Raw genomic sequence first — 15,683 nt, forward strand, 5'->3', positions numbered from 1 at the left:
GGCTCAAGCCTCCCACTAAAAGCCGCCGACGAGAAGCCGTTCGGGTTATCGAAATTCACCTATCAGTCGCCTAATATCCTGGTGTATCGTACTATTTCGTATTTTCCTGCAGATCATGCCTCGCCTCTTGCAAAATGTTTCAGACCTAAAATATATTGACCTCAAAGAGGGAGTGAACGGCATGGCATCGGCTCTGGCGGGACAGCATGCCCTGGTGAGCGGTGGCGGACGCGGCATCGGCCGCGCCATCGCCTCCGCGCTCCGCCATGCCGGTGCCCGTGTCTCGATCATCGGCCGCAATGACGACATCCTGCAACAGGCTGTGCTCGCCGGCGCGGCAGATGCCGCCCAGTCCGTCGATGTCACCGATGAGGCGGCGGTACGTGAGGCGATGGCCGGGCTCGCTGCTGGACAGCCCTTCGACATCGTCGTCGCCAATGCCGGCGCGGCCGAGAGCGCGAGCTTCCAGCGCAGCGATGCCGAGCTGTTCCGGCGCATGGTCGAGATCAATCTGATCGGCACGGTGAACTGCTTCCGGCCTGCTTTGCCCGCCATGACCGAGCGCCGCTCCGGCCGGCTGATCGCAATCGCCTCGACCGCGGGGCATCGCGGCTATCCTTATGTCTCGGCCTATGTCGCAGCCAAGCATGCCGTCGTCGGCCTCGTCCGCTCGCTGGCGCTGGAGACGGCGCGGACCGGCATCACCGTCAACGCCGTCTGCCCGGGCTATACCGATACCGACATGGTCGCCGGCAGCCTGACGACGATCGCCGCCAAGACCGGCAAGACCCGCGACGAGGCGCTGGCGGAGCTGACCAAGGACAATCCGCAGCACCGGCTGATCACGCCGGAGGAAGTCGCGGCCGCCGTCCTCAATCTCTGCGGCCCTCAGAGCCGCGGCATCACCGGCCAATCCGTCCTGATCAATGGCGGGGAGTTCTGACGATGGAAATTCCGTCCAGCGCCCCCCTGCTCGACCGCGAGACCAAGGCGAGCGAACGTCCGGGTGACCACAAGGACGAGCTTCGGCTCTGGCTGCGGATGCTGACCTGCTCCACCCTGATCGAGAGCGAGATCCGCACCCGCCTGCGCGAGGAATTCAAGACGACGCTGCCGCGCTTCGACCTGATGGCGCAGCTCGAGAAATCGACGACCGGCATGACCGTCGGCGAGGTCTCGCAGCGCCTGATGGTCTCGAACGGCAACGTCACCGCCGTCGTCGCCGGCCTGCTCGCCGACGGGCTGGTCGACAAGCGTCCGGCGGCGCAGGACCGGCGCGTCCAGGTGCTGACGCTGACTGCCCAGGGCCGGCGCGCCTTCAAGGCGATGGCCGAGCGCCATGAGGACTGGATCGCCGAGCTCTTCGCGGGGCTTGGATCCGCCGAGATCGGCCAGCTCTTCCGGTTGCTCGGCGGGGCCAAGGCCTCGCTGCACCAGGCCATCAGCAGGCGCCAGAGTGGCACGCCAGCTACGGCGGGAGACAACGAATGACCAGCGCCAACCCCGTCACCCTGCCGCTCTCCGGCTTCCAGCCGCAGCATTTCCAGCTCTCGGTCGTCGGCAAGGTCGCGACCGTGACGCTGAACCGGCCGGAGAAGAAGAACCCGCTGACCTTCGAGAGCTATCGCGAGCTGACCGATTTCTTCCTGGCGGCGCAGAAGGAGGAAGAGGTCAAGGCGATCGTGGTGACCGGCGCCGGCGGCAATTTCTCGTCGGGCGGCGATGTCTTCGAGATCATCGGGCCGCTGGTCGCGATGGACACCAAGGACCTTCTGAAGTTCACCCGGATGACCGGCGAGCTGGTCAAGACCATGCGCGCCTGCCCGCAGCCGGTCATCGCCGCGATCGACGGCATCTGCGCCGGCGCCGGCGCGATCGTCGCCATGGCCTCGGATCTCAGGTTCGGCACGGCCGAGACCAAGATCGCCTTCCTGTTCAACCGCGTCGGCCTTGCCGGCTGCGACATGGGCGCCTGCGCGATGCTACCGCGCATCGTTGGCCAGGGCCGCGCCGCCGAGCTGCTCTATACCGGCCGGGTGCTCAAGGGCGAGGAAGCCGAGCGCTGGGGTTTCCTCAACCGGCTGATCGCCCGCGTGAGCGTGCTCGCCGAGGCACAGGCGCTCGCAGCCGAACTCGCCGATGGGCCGACCTTCGCCAACGCCATGACCAAGCGCATGCTCGAAATGGAATGGGCGATGTCGGTCGAGTCCGCGATCGAGGCAGAAGCAGTGGCGCAGGCGCTGTGCATGCAGACCGAGGATTTTTCCCGCGCCTATCACGCCTTCGCCGAGAAGCGGAAGCCGATCTTCGAGGGCAACTGAGATGGTTTCGCCTGGCGTCGGCATTCTTGGCGACACGCTCGACTGGCCCTTCTTCGAGGCGCATCACCGCGATTTCGCGCAGAGGCTGTCCGCCTGGGCCGACGCCACCCTGCCCGGCCTGCCGCATGACGACGTCGACGAGGCCTGCCGCGCCCGAGTGAAGGCGCTGGGTGAAGCCGGCTTCCTTAAGGCCGCCGTGCCGGCAGCCCATGGTGGGCTGCATGCCAAGCTCGACGTGCGCACGCTCTGTCTCGCCCGCGAGATCCTCGCCGCACGCGACGGGCTCGCCGATTTCGCCTTCGCCATGCAGGGGCTGGGAACGGGCGCGATCACCGTCGCCGGCTCGCCCGAGATGAAGGCACGCATCCTGCCGGCGGTGGCACGCGGCGAACGGATCGCCGCCTTCGCCCTCTCCGAGAAGGAGGCCGGCTCCGATGTCGCCGCCCTGGCGACGTCAGCGACGCCGGATGGCAACACCCATGTCCGGATCGACGGCGAGAAGAGCTGGATCTCGAATGGCGGCATCGCCGACCACTATGTCGTCTTCGCCCGCTCCGGCGAGGCGTCGGGCGCGCGCGGCCTCTCCGCCTATCTGGTTGAGGCCGATACGCCCGGCCTTTCCATCACCGAGCGCATCGACGTGATCGCGCCGCATCCGCTGGCGACCTTGCGCTTCGACGCCTGCCGCATCCCGGCGACGAACCGCATCGGCGGCCCCGGCGACGGCTTCAAGGTCGCGATGGCGACACTCGACATCTTCCGCTCGACGGTCGGCGCCGCAGCGCTCGGCTTCGCCCGCCGGGCCCTGCACGAGACCGTGTCGCATGCCAAGAACCGCAAGCTCTTCGGCGGCACGCTCGGCGATCTCCAGCTCTCGCAGGCCGCGATCGCCGACAGCGCCGCCGAGGTCGATGCTGCCGCCCTGCTCGTCTACCGCGCCGCCTGGACCAAGGATCAGGGCGCACCCCGCGTCACCCGCGAGGCGGCGCTCGCCAAGCTGGTCTCGACCGAGAACGCCCAGAAGGTGATCGACCGCGCCGTGCAGATCCATGGCGGGCTCGGCGTCACCCGTGGGGTCAAGGTCGAGGAACTCTATCGCGAGATCAGGGCGCTCAGGATCTACGAGGGCGCCAGCGAGGTGCAGAAGGTCGTGATCGCCCGTGACCTGCTGAAGTAAGGCCGAGCATGTTCCGCAAAAGTGGAAACCGGTTTTGCGACAAGGACTTGCTCAAGAAATAGACCAGGGGAACGAGATGGATACCGCAGGGTTCATGCGGTCGGGACATGTGGACGGCTTCGCGCGGGACAACCTGCCGCCGCGCGAAATCTGGCCGCGCCTCGACCTCGCCGCGGCCGGACTGAGCTATCCGGAGCGGCTCAATGTCGTCACCGAATTCGTCGACCGCCATGTCGCCGAGGGCCGCGGTGGACATGACGCGGTGATCGGGCCGAGCGAGACCTGGAGCTATCGGGCGCTCGCAGAGACGGTGAACCGAATCGCCAATGTGCTGACCCGCGATCTTGGCATGGTGCCGGGCAATCGCGTGCTGCTGCGTGCCGCCAACACGCCAATGATGGTCGCGACCTATTTCGCGGTGCTGAAGGCCGGCGGCGTCGTGGTCGCGACCATGCCGATGCTGCGCGCCGGGGAGCTCGCCTATCCGATCCGCAAGGCGAAGATCGGGCTCGCGCTCTGCGACGCCTCATTAGTCGACGAACTCAAGGCAGCTCAAGCTCTTGCGCCTGAACTCTCGACTATTGTGACATGGGGCGATGGCGCACTCGAAGCCCTGATGGGCCAAGCCGGCTACGAAGTCTTCGAGCCGGCTGACACGGCGCAGGACGATGTCTGCCTGATTGCCTTCACTTCGGGCACCACCGGCGAGCCCAAGGGCACCATGCATTTCCAGCGCGACCTGCTGGCGATCTGCGATGCTTACGGGGCGCGCGTGCTGAAAGCCGCGCCTGACGACCGCTTCATCGGTTCGCCACCGCTCGCCTTCACCTTTGGGCTCGGCGGCATCGTGCTGTTCCCGTTGCGGATCGGCGCCGCCTGCGTGCTGCCGGCCAAGGTCGCGCCGCCCGATCTCGCCGAAGCGATCGAGCGCTACCGTGCCACCGTCTGCTTCACCGCGCCGACCGCCTATCGCGCCATGCTCGGCAAGCTGGGCGAGCGTGATCTCTCCTCGCTGCGCATCTGCGTCTCCGCCGGCGAAGCTCTGCCGAAGGCGACCTTCGACGCCTGGCAGGCGGCGACGGGCCTGCCGCTGATGGACGGCATCGGCGCAACCGAGATGCTGCACATCTTCATCGCCGCACCGCGCGAGGCGATCCGGCCCGGCTCGACCGGCCTGCCGGTGCCCGGCTACGAGGCGAAAATCATTGACGAGGACGGCAAGGAGGTGCCGGACGGCACGCCCGGGCGCCTCGCCGTGCGCGGCCCGACCGGCTGCCGCTACCTCGCCGATCCGCGCCAGGCCAAATACATTCTCGACGGCTGGAACGTCACCGGCGACACCTATCTGCGTGATTCAGATGGCTATTTCTGGTATCAGGCCCGCTCCGACGACATGATCATCTCGGCCGGCTACAATATCGCCGGACCGGAAGTCGAGGCCTGCCTGCTGACGCATGAGGCGGTGGCCGAATGCGGCGTCGTCGGCGCGCCCTGCCCCGAGCGCGGCCAGATCGTGAAGGCCTATGTGCTGCTACGCGAAGGCTTTGCCGGCGATGCGGCGCTGGCGAAGGCGCTGCAGGACCACGTCAAAGCGACGATCGCGCCTTACAAGTACCCACGCGCCATCGCCTTCGTGACAACCCTGCCGAAGACCCCTACCGGGAAGCTGCAACGTTTTGCCTTGCGCGAGATCGCGCGCCAGGAAGCGGCGGCAGCCTCCTGAGTGTTTCAAGAAAGACCATGGCCATGACCAGCGGCTCGCCGCCCTCCGATACGATCTCGCGCCGCGCCCGAGCCGTCCTCCCTGAAGGCTGGCCGCAGCCGCGCGGCTATGCCAACGGCATGGTCGCCGAAGGCAAGGTGCTGATGACCGGCGGGCTCGTCGGCTGGGACGCGAATGGCGTCTTCGCCAAGGGCTTCGTCGCGCAGATCGGCCAGACGCTGGCCAACATCAAGGCGGTGGTGGAAGCCGGCGGCGGCCGGATCGAGGATATCGTGCGCCTGACCTGGTACGTCACCGACATCGAGGCTTATCGCAACAGCCTGGCCGAGCTCGGCCCGGTCTATCGCGCCAGTTTCGGTCGGCATTTCCCGGCTATGGCGGTGGTCGCTGTCGCCGCTTTGGTCGAGCCCGAGGCGATGGTCGAGATCGAAGCGACGGCGGTGCTGGCGGACTAAGCATTCGGCTCGGTACGGTGTCCGGGCCGATAGGAATTTACCAAGAATTATCCACGATACTCGGAGGCGCCGCCCATTCCTGGGCGGTACGTAACCAGGAGTATCGCATGACAAGCATCGGCGGCGTTGGGGGCTTCCGCCCGCCACCGCCCGGAAAACCACCGAGCTTCGACAAGCTCGACGGCAACAGCGACGGGGTGCTCAACCTCGATGAATTTGCCGCCGGCGCTCCGAAGGGCGCCGATAGCGCAAAGATCGAAAAACGGTTCAAGGCGCTCGATGCCGACCAGGACGGTTCCGTCAGCAAGGCGGAATCGGACGCCTTCAAGGCGAAGTTCGAGAAGGCCGACCAGCAGATGCAGGCCCTCCTGCTGATGCTCCAGTCGGACACGGCCAGCGCCACGTCGGCGAAGAAGGCCGACGCCAAGGACGGCGACGACAAGAACTACTTCGCCAAGCTCGACGCCGATTCCGATGGCAGCGTCGCCAAGGAAGAATTCCTGAAGGCGGTCGCCCCCGATGGCGATGGCTCGAACGGCCTGCTCAGCCGTCTCTTCGCCGCGATGGACGCGGACCAGGACGGCAAGATCTCCAAGAAGGAGATGGACGACTTCAAGAAGCAGATGGAGGAGCGTGCCTCGCACCGGCCGCCGCCACCGCCGGAAGTCAGCGGCGCGTCTGAAGCCTATGGCCAGACCTACCAGCTTGGAGCACGACCTCCCGCTGGCGCGACCTATTCCCAGGCGGCTTAAGTCACCGCTTGCGCAACGCCGGGCCGGCAGAAGGCCGTCCGGCGCTCTTCAGACCCCGCGTTTCAGATCCCTGCCCCGTCATAGAGTGCAGGCGGAGCCCTTCGAGCCCACAGCCTGGCATGCAGGCCCTTCAGCAGCGGCCGCAGCGCGATATCGCCCAATCCAAGAGCGGCGGCGAGAGCCCACTGCCCCGTCGGCAGCGCCACGGCGGCGAAGACGAACAATCCGGATGCCAGACGCCAGCTCGCCGTCTCGAACCAGGCACGCCGCTCCTGCGCACCATGCCAGCCGACGAGGCGCAGAACAGCGCGGCCAGCAGCACCCGCTTCAGTGACAGAGCGAGCCTTGTCCCGAGCCGCGCGGATCTCGACGAAGCCGAAGGCGACTGTCTGGTTGCTGAGCCTGTCGATCAGGATGAAGCCGCCAAGCTCACGGCTGCGGGCATAGTCGAGGACCGCGAGCGGCCGGTCGAGCTTCAGCGTCGCCAGCCCGATCCCGTTCATCGCCAGGCTCTCGGCCGGCGTTTCCGCATAGCTCTCGATATCGACGCTATGGTGCAGTTGGACGATCTGGGCGTTGGCGGTCGACGTGGCGAGCTTGAGGATGAATTCACCGCCCTCGCGCAGCGCTGCCTCACCCGTCCAAAGCAGGCGCGCCCGCAGCTCCTGTTGCACAATGGGGGCGTGCGTCAGCGAGGCAATGACGTCGCCGCGCGAGATGTCGATCTCGTCAGCGAGGGTGACGGTGACCGACTGGCCGGCGCTAGCCTGCGAGACGTCTCCGGATGGCGCGAGGATCCGCGTGATCGTGCTGCGGCGGCCCGACGGCAGCGCCGCGATCGCCTCGCCGACCCGCAGGCGCCCTTGCGCGACTGTGCCGGCAAAGCCACGAAAATCGAGATCGGGCCGGTTGACCCATTGCACCGGCAAGGCAAACCCGACTTCCACCTCGGCTGCGGCGACGACCACGACGGATTCGAGCAGAGGCAGCAGCGCCGGGCCGCGATACCAGGGCGTCAGGCTGGAGAGACTGGTGACGTTCTCGCCGTCGCGAGCCGAGACCGGAACGAAATCGATGCTGGCGAAACCGAGCCCGGCGACAGCGTTGCGGTAGTCCTGCTCGATCTGCTTGAAGACCGTCTCGTCATAACCGACCAGGTCCATCTTGTTGATGGCGACGACGATATGGCGGACGCCGACCAGCGAGACGATGAAGGAGTGCCGGCGCGTCTGCGGCAGCAGGCCCTTGCGGGCGTCGATCAGGATGATGGCGAGATCGGCGGTCGAGGCGCCGGTCGCCATGTTGCGGGTGTATTGCTCATGGCCGGGCGTGTCGGCGACGATGAAGCTGCGCTGATCGGTCGAGAAATAGCGATAGGCGACGTCGATGGTGATGCCTTGCTCGCGCTCGGCCGACAGCCCGTCGACCAGCAGCGCGAAGTCCGGCGCCGCACCCTGCGTGCCGAATTTGCGGGAATCGCTGTCTAGCGCGGTGAGCTGGTCGTCGAAAACCGCCCCCGCTTCGTAGAGGATGCGGCCGATCAGCGTCGACTTGCCGTCGTCGACCGAGCCGCAGGTGATGAAGCGCAGCAGGGCGCGGGCGCTGCCCTCGGTGTTCTGTCCCTCGTCATTGGCGGGATGCGGCTGGCCAGCCGGAGCGGGCTGGCCCTTCAACTTCGCGAGCGCCGCCATCAGAAATAGCCTTCCTGCTTCTTCTGTTCCATCGAGCCGGAGCCGTCATGGTCGATGACGCGGCCCTCGCGTTCCGACGAACGCGACGAGCGCATTTCCGTGATGATGTCGGTGAGGTTCGCCGCCTCGCTCTCGACCGCGCCGGTCAGCGGGTAGCAGCCGAGTGTGCGGAAGCGGACCATCCGGGTCTCGACCACTTCGCCGGGCAGAAGGTCCATGCGCTCGTCGTCACGCATGATCCAGGCGCCGTTGCGACGCACGACCGGGCGCGGCGCGGCAAAATAGAGCGGCACGACCGGGATGTTCTCGAGCGCGATGTAGTCCCAGACGTCCTTCTCGGTCCAATTGGAGAGCGGGAAGACGCGGAAGCTCTCGCCCGGCGCCTTGCGCGTGTTGAACAGCCGCCAGGGCTCTGGGCGCTGGTTCTTCGGGTCCCAGCGATGCTGTTCCGAGCGCAGCGAGAACACGCGCTCCTTCGCCCGGCTCTTCTCCTCATCGCGCCTGGCACCGCCGAAGGCCGCGTCGAAGCCATATTTGTCGAGGGCCTGCTTCAGCCCTTGCGTCTTCATCACGTCGGTATGCAGGCGCGAGCCGGAGGCGAACGGGCTCACACCGGCGCGCACGCCCTCCTCGTTGATGTGCACGATCAGGTCGAGGCCGAGCCGGCTGACGGTCTGGTCGCGGAAGGCGATCATGTCCCTGAACTTCCAGGTCGTATCGACATGGAGCAGCGGGAATGGCGGCTTGCCGGGATAGAAGGCCTTCATCGCGAGATGCAGCAGCACCGCCGAGTCCTTGCCGATCGAATAGAGCAGCACAGGCTTCTCGCAGGTCGCGGCGACCTCACGGATGATGAAGATCGCCTCGGCTTCGAGCTTCTGCAGATGACTCAGCTGGATCACGCCACAACCTCCGCGGCCGGCTTGGACCGCACCAGACGGCCGTCCGGGCCGACATGCAGGCCGCATTCCTTGGCGGCCTCCTCTTCCCACCACCAGCGCCCGGCCCGCTCGGGTTCGCCCGGACGAATGGCGCGGGTGCAGGGCTGGCAGCCGATCGACAGGAAACCCTGCTCGTGCAGCGGGTTGAGCGGGACGTCGTGCTTGCGGGCGAAGGCCAGAGCCTCGTCACGCGACCAGTCGAGCAGCGGATTGAGCTTGATCAGCCCGCGCTCCCGATCGACCTCGGCGAGAACCACGCCGCCACGCGCGGCCGATTGATCGGCTCGCAGGCCGGTGATCCAGGCAGCGGCCCCGGCGAGCGCCCGGCCGAGCGGCTCGACCTTGCGGACATTGCAGCAGGCTTTGCGGGCCTCGATCGAATTGTAGAAGCCGTTGATGCCATGGCCGAGCACGAAGGCCTCGACCGCGTCATGCCGCGGATAGAACGGCGTGACCGCGATGCCGTAGCGCGCCTCGGTTTCTGCCCAGAGCGCATGGACCTCGCCGAAGAGCCGGCCGGTATCGAGCGTGACGATCTCGACCGGCAGCTTCTGGGTGGCGATCAGATGGGTGACGACCTGGTCCTCGAGGCCAAAGCTGGTGGTGAAGACGAGGCGTCCGGAAACCTGCCGCACCAGTCCAGCGAGACGGTCGGCGGCATCCGCCGTTCCGAACGTAGCATTGAGGTTTTCGGCCTGTTCCTGCAACTCGAACATGTGCTTGCTCTACACGGGCGACGCCGGCGCGAGCCACTTGGCGGCACCGTCACCCGTTCCAAACTGATCATTCGGCCGTTCTGTAAATCGAACAATCCACATATAACTGGAACGATATCGAATCAATTTACATCAGGTAGCGTGAATTTTCGTATTTCGGGGCAGATGGAGAAAATCCTTCCCAGCGCCTGTGTCATCGTCCGAGAACAGCCTCACGCCTTACCCATGCGGTAGGAACTTTCGCTCCGGCTCTCGCGTTGAATGGACATGCAGTCCCTGCGACGCAAAAGGGGGATGCCATGGCGAATTCCGCGAACCAGGCGGTCAAAAGCTTGCGCAAGGAGCAGCGCGAGCAGCGTAAGGACGAGAAGAAGGCGGGCGGCAAGGGAGAGAAGGATCTCGACAAGGCTCTCGAGGACACCTTTCCTGCCAGCGACCCCGTCGCACCACAAAGTCCGACCAAACCCGGAGCGCCCGAGCGCCGGGCCTGATGTTGACACGCTCCGTTGAGGATTCAGCTACTCTCCGCCGTCTCGATCTGACGAGGTGGAGTTTGATATGCCTGAGCGTGCAAGAGTGGATGCGTTCATCGCCGCTGTCGTCAGCGGCGACCATGTCGGCGCGATCCGCGATTTCTACACCGACGATGCAACGATGCAGGAGAACGCCAACGAGCCGCGCCGCGGCCGCGAGGCGTTGATGGCACACGAGGCGCGGGCACTGGCGCGGCTCAACAGGATGCACACGCATCCGCCCGTCGCCGTGCTGGTCGACGGTGACCATGTCGTCGTCCGCTGGATCTTCGACGCCACCGACAAGTCCGGCGTCACGCGTCGCCTGGAGGAACTCGCCTTCCAGCGCTGGCAGGGCGACCGCATCGCCGAAGAGCGCTTCTTCTATGATACCGGGAGTGCCTGGCAGGTCGTCGCGTAGACGGCGAGCCGGACCGGTCAGCGCAGGCCGCTCGGCCCGACCGCGAGCTTGTCGCCGAGCTGGATGAATTTCAGCGGATTGCGCGCCTCGTCCGACAGCCTTGTCTCGTAGTGGAGATGCGGGCCGGTCGAGCGCCCCGTCGAGCCGACGCGGCCGATGATCTGCCCGGCCGCAACGAGCTGCCCTTCCTTGACGTCGAAAGCCGAGAGATGGCCGTAGCGCGTGGTCAGGCCATTGCCATGATCGAGCTCGATCAGATTGCCATAGCCGCCGGCGACTTCGGCGCGCAGCACCTTTCCCGCTCCTGGAGCACGGACCGGCGTGCCGGTCTCGCCACGAAAATCCATGCCGGCATGCATCGCGGTGCCGCCGGTGAACGGATCGGAGCGCGGGCCGAAATTGCTGGTCGTGGTATCGTCGCCTTCGAGCGGGCGCTGGAACGGCACGATGGCCGCGAGATCGCGCCAGCGGCCGAAGACAGAGCGCGCCTCGCCCAGCTGCATCAGCGCATGCTCGAAGGTGCCGGCCTTCAGCGTCACCGTCATCGGTATCAGCGGCCCGCCCATGCCGGGGCGCCCCGGCGGTAGCTTCACCTTGGCAGGGTCGAGCCCGACTTCGGCGAGCGCCGCCCTCACCTCCTGTACGCGCCCGACGAGCTGGCGGCCGAGCGCCGAGAGCTGCTGGCTCTGGCCGGTCTGCACCCGGTCGAGCGATTGGCCCAGTAAGGTGATGCGCTGGTCGAGCGACATGGTCTCGCCCGCCTTGACAGTTGCGGAGACCAGCCGGCGCTGCTGCGCCAGCACGGCGGGGTTGACGCGGTCGAGAACGTTCTGACCATCGGCGAACCGATTGCCACCCGTCGCCTGCGCGCCGCCTTGCGGCAGGATCGGGCCCACTGCCTGGCCGGTGAGCGCGCCGAGCAGGGCTTGGCGAGCCTCGAGTTCGATCTGCCGGGTGATCAGGTCGGCGAGTTGATCACCCGCCCGTCCGGTTCCGGTAGGCTGGCCCGGCTGCGCCGGCAAGCCGGGGGAATTGCCGGACGCTACGATCGCGCTGACGAGGCGGCGCTGCAACGCCTTGAGCTTCTCGTCATAGCTGCTCTGCAGGATCGCCTGCTCTTGCTGCAGCGCCGCGACGCGGCCCTTCTCCTCGTAGAGCAGATAGCCGGTGACACCGGCTGCGATGAGACCCAAGAAAGCCAGACACCAAGGCAGAACGCTACCCCGGCGACGCGGCGGACGTCCGGTCGGTGGCGGCTCGCGAAAGCGCCGCGGAGAGGCGCTTTCGCCATCCGAGCTGGCGACTGCCGGTACCGCTTCATCACGTCGCTTCAACCTGACCGGTTGCATCACCCTTGTTCCATCCCCACGGGCGCCATTCAGCCGAACCACGCCGGCGGGCGCACGATCAGAACTTTCCCAGTCTTGTCGATCTGGATGTATTTCGCTCCGCCGCTGGACTTCACTCCCTCCCAGGACTTCCGGTTGTGCTTCGGCCCGTAATGGCCACTCCCATCCGGGGCACCGCTCGACTCGGCGATGAACAGCGTGTCCGGGGCGACATCGACATAGGAGATCAGCGCAATGTGTCCCGGCGCCCTCGTCTCGACCATGCGGCTGTTCATCCACACCATCATATCACCGATACGGACCTGATCCTGCTCCCAAATCAGAGCACTTTCCAGACCGGGCGCCTTGTTCTTGACCGCCCTGCCCACGAGAAACGGGCAACTGGCTCCGCCGCTATACTTATCGACGTTGATACGGCCGATCTCGTTGTAATAGGCGACGACGAAGCCGGTGCAGTCGACGCCAAGGCACTGATCGGCCCAAGCCTGAAGATCGCTAGGCTTCACCAGGCCGCTCCGCACCGCCATGGTCAGGATATGCTGGCAATCGCCCGGCGTGACCTTGCCCATGCTGGCCCGGGTGAACGCCTTCTGGTCGATGCGGTGATTGAGCTTCGCCGCGGCCTGTTGGACGGCCTTGCGCTTCTGTGCCCCGGCATCGGAATTATGGATGCCGATCATGTATTTGTTGATCGAGATGTAATCGTCGTCGACCTGGATGTTCCAATAGGCATCCACCATGTCGCCGGGCTGGAAATGGTAGTTGCTGATGTCACTCGCATTGTTGATGTCAGGCACAGCCATGCTCGCATCTCCTTTGCTGGCAATCCGAACGAACAGCCGCCGCGGTCTGGTCGGGCCCGCGGCGGATCGAGCATTGCAATGCAGCCGCGCTGTTTCCGTCGTGGCGAAGCGGCCTCTCGGTATCAATTGCAGGCGTAGTGGAAGGTGCCGTCCTCAATCGTGACCTTCGCCTCGGTCAGCGGCTTCTTCTCCAGCTGCAGGTTGAGAATGCTGCGCGACAGCGCCGGCAGCATCGAATTGGTGATGATGTTGTCGATCATGCGCCCGCCAGAATCCGGGTCGTTGCACTGGGCGACGATGTGCTCGACGACGGCGTCGTCATAGACGAAGGCGGCGTTGTGGTTGTCGCGCAGCCGCTTGCCGATGCGCCCGAGCTGCAGGCGCACGATGCCGCCCAACATCTCGCCGGAGAGCGGATAGTAGGGGATCGTGACGAGGCGGCCGATCAGCGCCGGCGGGAAGACCTTGAGCAGCGCCGGCCGCAGCGCGACCGCGAGTTCCTCGGCATCGGGACGGCTACTCTCGTCGCCGGCCATGCGCATGATCTCGTCGGTGCCGACATTCGAGGTCAAGATGATCAGCGTGTTCTTGAAGTCGATGCGCCGACCGGTGCCGTCCTCCATCTGACCCTTGTCGAAGACCTGGAAGAACAGCTCGTGCACGTCGGGGTGGGCCTTCTCGACCTCATCGAGCAGGACCACCGAATAGGGCTTGCGGCGCACCGCCTCGGTCAGCCTGCCACCCTCGCCATAGCCGACATAGCCGGGAGGCGCGCCCTTCAGCGTCGAGACGGTGTGTGCCTCCTGGAACTCGCTCATGTTGATGGTGATGACGTTCTGCTCGCCGCCATAAAGCGATTCCGCCAGCGCCAGCGCGGTCTCGGTCTTGCCGACGCCGGACGGGCCGCAGAGCATGAAGACGCCGATCGGCTTGTTCGGATTGTCGAGCTTGGCGCGGTTGGTCTCGATGCGCTTGGCGATCATGCCGATGCCATGGCCCTGCCCGACGACGCGCTTGTTCAGCGTCGCGGCGAGGTTGAGCACGGTCTCGATCTCGTCCTTGACCATGCGGCCGACCGGGATGCCGGTCCAGTCGGAGACCACGGAAGCGACCGATTGCTCGTCGACATGGGCGTAGATCATCCGGTTGGCCGGATCGATCGCGCCGAGCGTGGTGAATTTGTCCTTCAAACTGGCGCGCGTCGCTTCCGGATCGACCGGCGCTTCGGCCGGAGCGGTCTCGGCCGGCGCCTCACCATCGGCCGCGGGCGTTTCACCGGCCGGCTTCTCGCCGAGCTTGCCGCGCAGCAGCGTGATCTCCTCGACGAGGGCGAGCTCGGAAGCCCAGTCGGCTTCGAGGGCCTGAAGCTTCGCCTTGAGCTCGGCACTCTCCTCCTCGATCTTGCCGAGGCGCTCGTCGGTGGCGTCGCCGAGATCCTTGTCGGCGATCAGCGCCAGCTTCTCCTTCTCCAGCGCCGAAATCGCGACGCGGGCGTCCTCGATCGCGGCCGGCGTGGCGGTCTGGCTGATCGCGACCCGGGCGCAGGCGGTGTCGAGCAAGCTCACCGCCTTGTCCGGCAGCTGGCGAGCCGGGATGTAGCGCGACGAGAGCTGGACGGCGGCGACGATGGCAGCGTCGGAGATGCGGACCTTATGATGCTTCTCCATCGGCCCGATCAGGCCGCGCAGCATGGTGCAGCAGCGCGCGACGTCAGGTTCATCGACCTGGACAGGCTGGAAGCGCCGGGTCAGCGCCGGGTCCTTCTCGAAATACTGGCGGTACTCGGACCAGGTCGTCGCCGCGACAGTGCGCAAGGTGCCCCGGGCCAGCGCCGGCTTGAGCAGATTGGCGGCGTCGCCCGTGCCGGCCGGGCCACCGGCGCCGATCAGCGTATGAGCCTCGTCGATGAACAGGATCACCGGGGTCGGCGAGGACTGGACCTCGTCGATCACCGAGCGCAGGCGCTGCTCGAACTCGCCCTTCATCGAGGCGCCAGCCTGCATCAGGCCGATGTCGAGGGCGCAGACCTTGACCCCGCGCAGGGGCGGCGGCACGTCGCCGGCGACGATGCGCTGGGCGAAGCCCTCGGCGATCGCGGTCTTGCCGACGCCGGCCTCGCCGGTGAGGATCGGGTTGTTCTGGCGTCGGCGCATCAGCACGTCGATGACCTGTCGGATCTCGTCGTCGCGGCCGAGGATCGGGTCCATCGTGCCGGAGCGCGCCTTCTCGGTCAGGTCCTGCGAGAAGCGGTCGAGCGCGGTCGTGCCCTTGGCGCCCTCGGCCTGCTCGGCGCCGGGCGTGCCCGCGGCGCGCAGCCCGGAGCCGTCCATCGGCCGCAGGTTCTCCTCCTCGGAGTCCTTCCAGATCTTGGCGTGGCCGGCAGCGAGCTCCTCGACCGGGATCTTGCCGAACTCCTTGGAGATCGCGGTCAGCGCCCGCTTCAGCTCGAGCGATTTCAGCGCCGCGACCAGGACATGGCCTGTCCTGATCTGGGTTTCGCCGAAGAACAGCGTGGCGTAGTGCCAGCCGCGATCGAGCACGTCGACAACGTTGTTGGCGACGCCGGGCATCTCGGTCTCGTTCTTGCGGAAGCCCTCGATGACGCCGCCGATGTCGGTGGCGAGGCGGGCCATGTCGAGGCCGTAATGCTGGGCGGTCAGCCCGATATCGGTCGAGCGCCGCTGCAGGATCTGGGCGAGCCAGTGCGCCAGCTCGACATTGCGGTTGCCGGCGCCCTTGGCCTGGCGCAACGCCTGGATGAAGGCCTCATAGCCAACGCGATTGAGCTTGCCGGTGACGGCTTCGAGACTGATATCGGCCAT

The 15,683-nt window shown here is 66.3% G+C and carries 15 protein-coding genes; 9 read left to right on the plus strand and 6 right to left on the minus strand.

The features are described from left to right. Nucleotides 1-181 precede the first annotated feature (181 nt). From ACSQ24_RS12765 to ACSQ24_RS12795, 7 genes are all read left to right on the plus strand, one after another. Nucleotides 182-943 (plus strand): SDR family NAD(P)-dependent oxidoreductase, encoded by a 762-nt coding sequence (locus tag ACSQ24_RS12765; RefSeq protein ID WP_436095035.1) that lies wholly within the window; start codon nt 182-184, stop codon nt 941-943. Between the two features lie 2 nt (nt 944-945). Continuing rightward, nucleotides 946-1,491: a MarR family winged helix-turn-helix transcriptional regulator gene (locus ACSQ24_RS12770; RefSeq protein ID WP_436095036.1), complete on the plus strand. Its 546-nt coding sequence runs from the start codon at nt 946-948 to the stop codon at nt 1,489-1,491. After that, a complete protein-coding gene (locus tag ACSQ24_RS12775) occupies nt 1,488-2,321 on the plus strand; it encodes an enoyl-CoA hydratase family protein (RefSeq protein ID WP_436095037.1) in 834 nt (277 codons plus the stop codon). Before ACSQ24_RS12770 ends, ACSQ24_RS12775 begins: the two co-directional genes overlap by 4 nt. 1 nt (nt 2,322) lies before the next feature. Then, nucleotides 2,323-3,498 (plus strand): acyl-CoA dehydrogenase family protein, encoded by a 1,176-nt coding sequence (locus ACSQ24_RS12780; protein WP_436095038.1) that lies wholly within the window; start codon nt 2,323-2,325, stop codon nt 3,496-3,498. A gap of 76 nt (nt 3,499-3,574) precedes the next feature. Continuing rightward, nucleotides 3,575-5,221 (plus strand): AMP-binding protein, encoded by a 1,647-nt coding sequence (locus tag ACSQ24_RS12785; RefSeq protein WP_436095039.1) that lies wholly within the window; start codon nt 3,575-3,577, stop codon nt 5,219-5,221. A 17-nt stretch (nt 5,222-5,238) separates the two neighbouring features. After that, nucleotides 5,239-5,676 (plus strand): RidA family protein, encoded by a 438-nt coding sequence (locus ACSQ24_RS12790; protein WP_436095040.1) that lies wholly within the window; start codon nt 5,239-5,241, stop codon nt 5,674-5,676. Between the two features lie 107 nt (nt 5,677-5,783). Then, nucleotides 5,784-6,428 (plus strand): hypothetical protein, encoded by a 645-nt coding sequence (locus ACSQ24_RS12795; protein ID WP_436095041.1) that lies wholly within the window; start codon nt 5,784-5,786, stop codon nt 6,426-6,428. A gap of 62 nt (nt 6,429-6,490) precedes the next feature. Here ACSQ24_RS12795 and cysN read toward each other — a convergent pair whose 3' ends face one another. The 3 genes from cysN to ACSQ24_RS12810 are packed head-to-tail and all read right to left on the minus strand — an operon-like array spanning nt 6,491 to nt 9,776. Next, nucleotides 6,491-8,119: a sulfate adenylyltransferase subunit CysN gene (gene cysN, locus ACSQ24_RS12800; RefSeq protein WP_436095042.1), complete on the minus strand. Its 1,629-nt coding sequence runs from the start codon at nt 8,117-8,119 to the stop codon at nt 6,491-6,493. Then, nucleotides 8,119-9,087 carry a sulfate adenylyltransferase subunit CysD gene (gene cysD / locus ACSQ24_RS12805; RefSeq protein ID WP_436095043.1) on the minus strand — a complete coding sequence of 323 codons (969 nt, stop codon included), beginning with the start codon at nt 9,085-9,087 and terminating at the stop codon, nt 8,119-8,121. The genes cysN and cysD overlap by 1 nt, the downstream gene beginning before the upstream one ends. Next, on the minus strand, nt 9,018-9,776 hold the full coding sequence (locus ACSQ24_RS12810; RefSeq protein ID WP_436095044.1) for a phosphoadenylyl-sulfate reductase: 759 nt from the start codon (nt 9,774-9,776) through the stop codon (nt 9,018-9,020). Before ACSQ24_RS12810 ends, cysD begins: the two co-directional genes overlap by 70 nt. 299 nt (nt 9,777-10,075) lie before the next feature. Between ACSQ24_RS12810 and ACSQ24_RS12815 the strand changes: the two genes are divergently transcribed. Beyond that, complete coding sequence (locus ACSQ24_RS12815; RefSeq protein ID WP_436095045.1) at nt 10,076-10,267, plus strand: hypothetical protein; 192 nt, start codon at nt 10,076-10,078, stop codon at nt 10,265-10,267. Nucleotides 10,268-10,334: 67 nt separating this feature from the next. Next, nucleotides 10,335-10,709: a nuclear transport factor 2 family protein gene (locus ACSQ24_RS12820; protein ID WP_436095046.1), complete on the plus strand. Its 375-nt coding sequence runs from the start codon at nt 10,335-10,337 to the stop codon at nt 10,707-10,709. 17 nt (nt 10,710-10,726) lie between these two features. Here ACSQ24_RS12820 and ACSQ24_RS12825 read toward each other — a convergent pair whose 3' ends face one another. From ACSQ24_RS12825 to tssH, 3 genes are all read right to left on the minus strand, one after another. After that, the gene (locus ACSQ24_RS12825) at nt 10,727-11,902 is read right to left on the minus strand and encodes a M23 family metallopeptidase (protein WP_436095047.1); all 1,176 of its coding nucleotides are present in this window, start codon (nt 11,900-11,902) and stop codon (nt 10,727-10,729) included. 185 nt (nt 11,903-12,087) lie between these two features. Continuing rightward, nucleotides 12,088-12,855: a hypothetical protein gene (locus ACSQ24_RS12830; protein ID WP_436095048.1), complete on the minus strand. Its 768-nt coding sequence runs from the start codon at nt 12,853-12,855 to the stop codon at nt 12,088-12,090. Nucleotides 12,856-12,983: 128 nt separating this feature from the next. Then, nucleotides 12,984-15,683: a type VI secretion system ATPase TssH gene (tssH, locus tag ACSQ24_RS12835; protein ID WP_436095049.1), complete on the minus strand. Its 2,700-nt coding sequence runs from the start codon at nt 15,681-15,683 to the stop codon at nt 12,984-12,986.

It is taken from the genome of Allobosea sp. LjRoot237 (genome assembly GCF_964253285.1).
Classification (GTDB): domain Bacteria; phylum Pseudomonadota; class Alphaproteobacteria; order Rhizobiales; family Beijerinckiaceae; genus Allobosea.

Coding starts and splice junctions, on each gene's coding strand:
- ACSQ24_RS12810 (WP_436095044.1), bottom strand. CDS start 9,776: ATGTTCGAGTTGCAGGAACAGGCCGAAAACCTCAATGCTACGTTCGGA.
- cysN (WP_436095042.1), bottom strand. CDS start 8,119: ATGGCGGCGCTCGCGAAGTTGAAGGGCCAGCCCGCTCCGGCTGGCCAG.
- cysD (WP_436095043.1), bottom strand. CDS start 9,087: ATGCGGCCTGCATGTCGGCCCGGACGGCCGTCTGGTGCGGTCCAAGCC.
- ACSQ24_RS12775 (WP_436095037.1), top strand. CDS start 1,488: ATGACCAGCGCCAACCCCGTCACCCTGCCGCTCTCCGGCTTCCAGCCG.
- ACSQ24_RS12785 (WP_436095039.1), top strand. CDS start 3,575: ATGGATACCGCAGGGTTCATGCGGTCGGGACATGTGGACGGCTTCGCG.
- ACSQ24_RS12780 (WP_436095038.1), top strand. CDS start 2,323: ATGGTTTCGCCTGGCGTCGGCATTCTTGGCGACACGCTCGACTGGCCC.
- ACSQ24_RS12790 (WP_436095040.1), top strand. CDS start 5,239: ATGGCCATGACCAGCGGCTCGCCGCCCTCCGATACGATCTCGCGCCGC.
- ACSQ24_RS12765 (WP_436095035.1), top strand. CDS start 182: ATGGCATCGGCTCTGGCGGGACAGCATGCCCTGGTGAGCGGTGGCGGA.
- ACSQ24_RS12770 (WP_436095036.1), top strand. CDS start 946: ATGGAAATTCCGTCCAGCGCCCCCCTGCTCGACCGCGAGACCAAGGCG.
- ACSQ24_RS12820 (WP_436095046.1), top strand. CDS start 10,335: ATGCCTGAGCGTGCAAGAGTGGATGCGTTCATCGCCGCTGTCGTCAGC.
- ACSQ24_RS12795 (WP_436095041.1), top strand. CDS start 5,784: ATGACAAGCATCGGCGGCGTTGGGGGCTTCCGCCCGCCACCGCCCGGA.
- tssH (WP_436095049.1), bottom strand. CDS start 15,683: ATGGCCGATATCAGTCTCGAAGCCGTCACCGGCAAGCTCAATCGCGTT.
- ACSQ24_RS12815 (WP_436095045.1), top strand. CDS start 10,076: ATGGCGAATTCCGCGAACCAGGCGGTCAAAAGCTTGCGCAAGGAGCAG.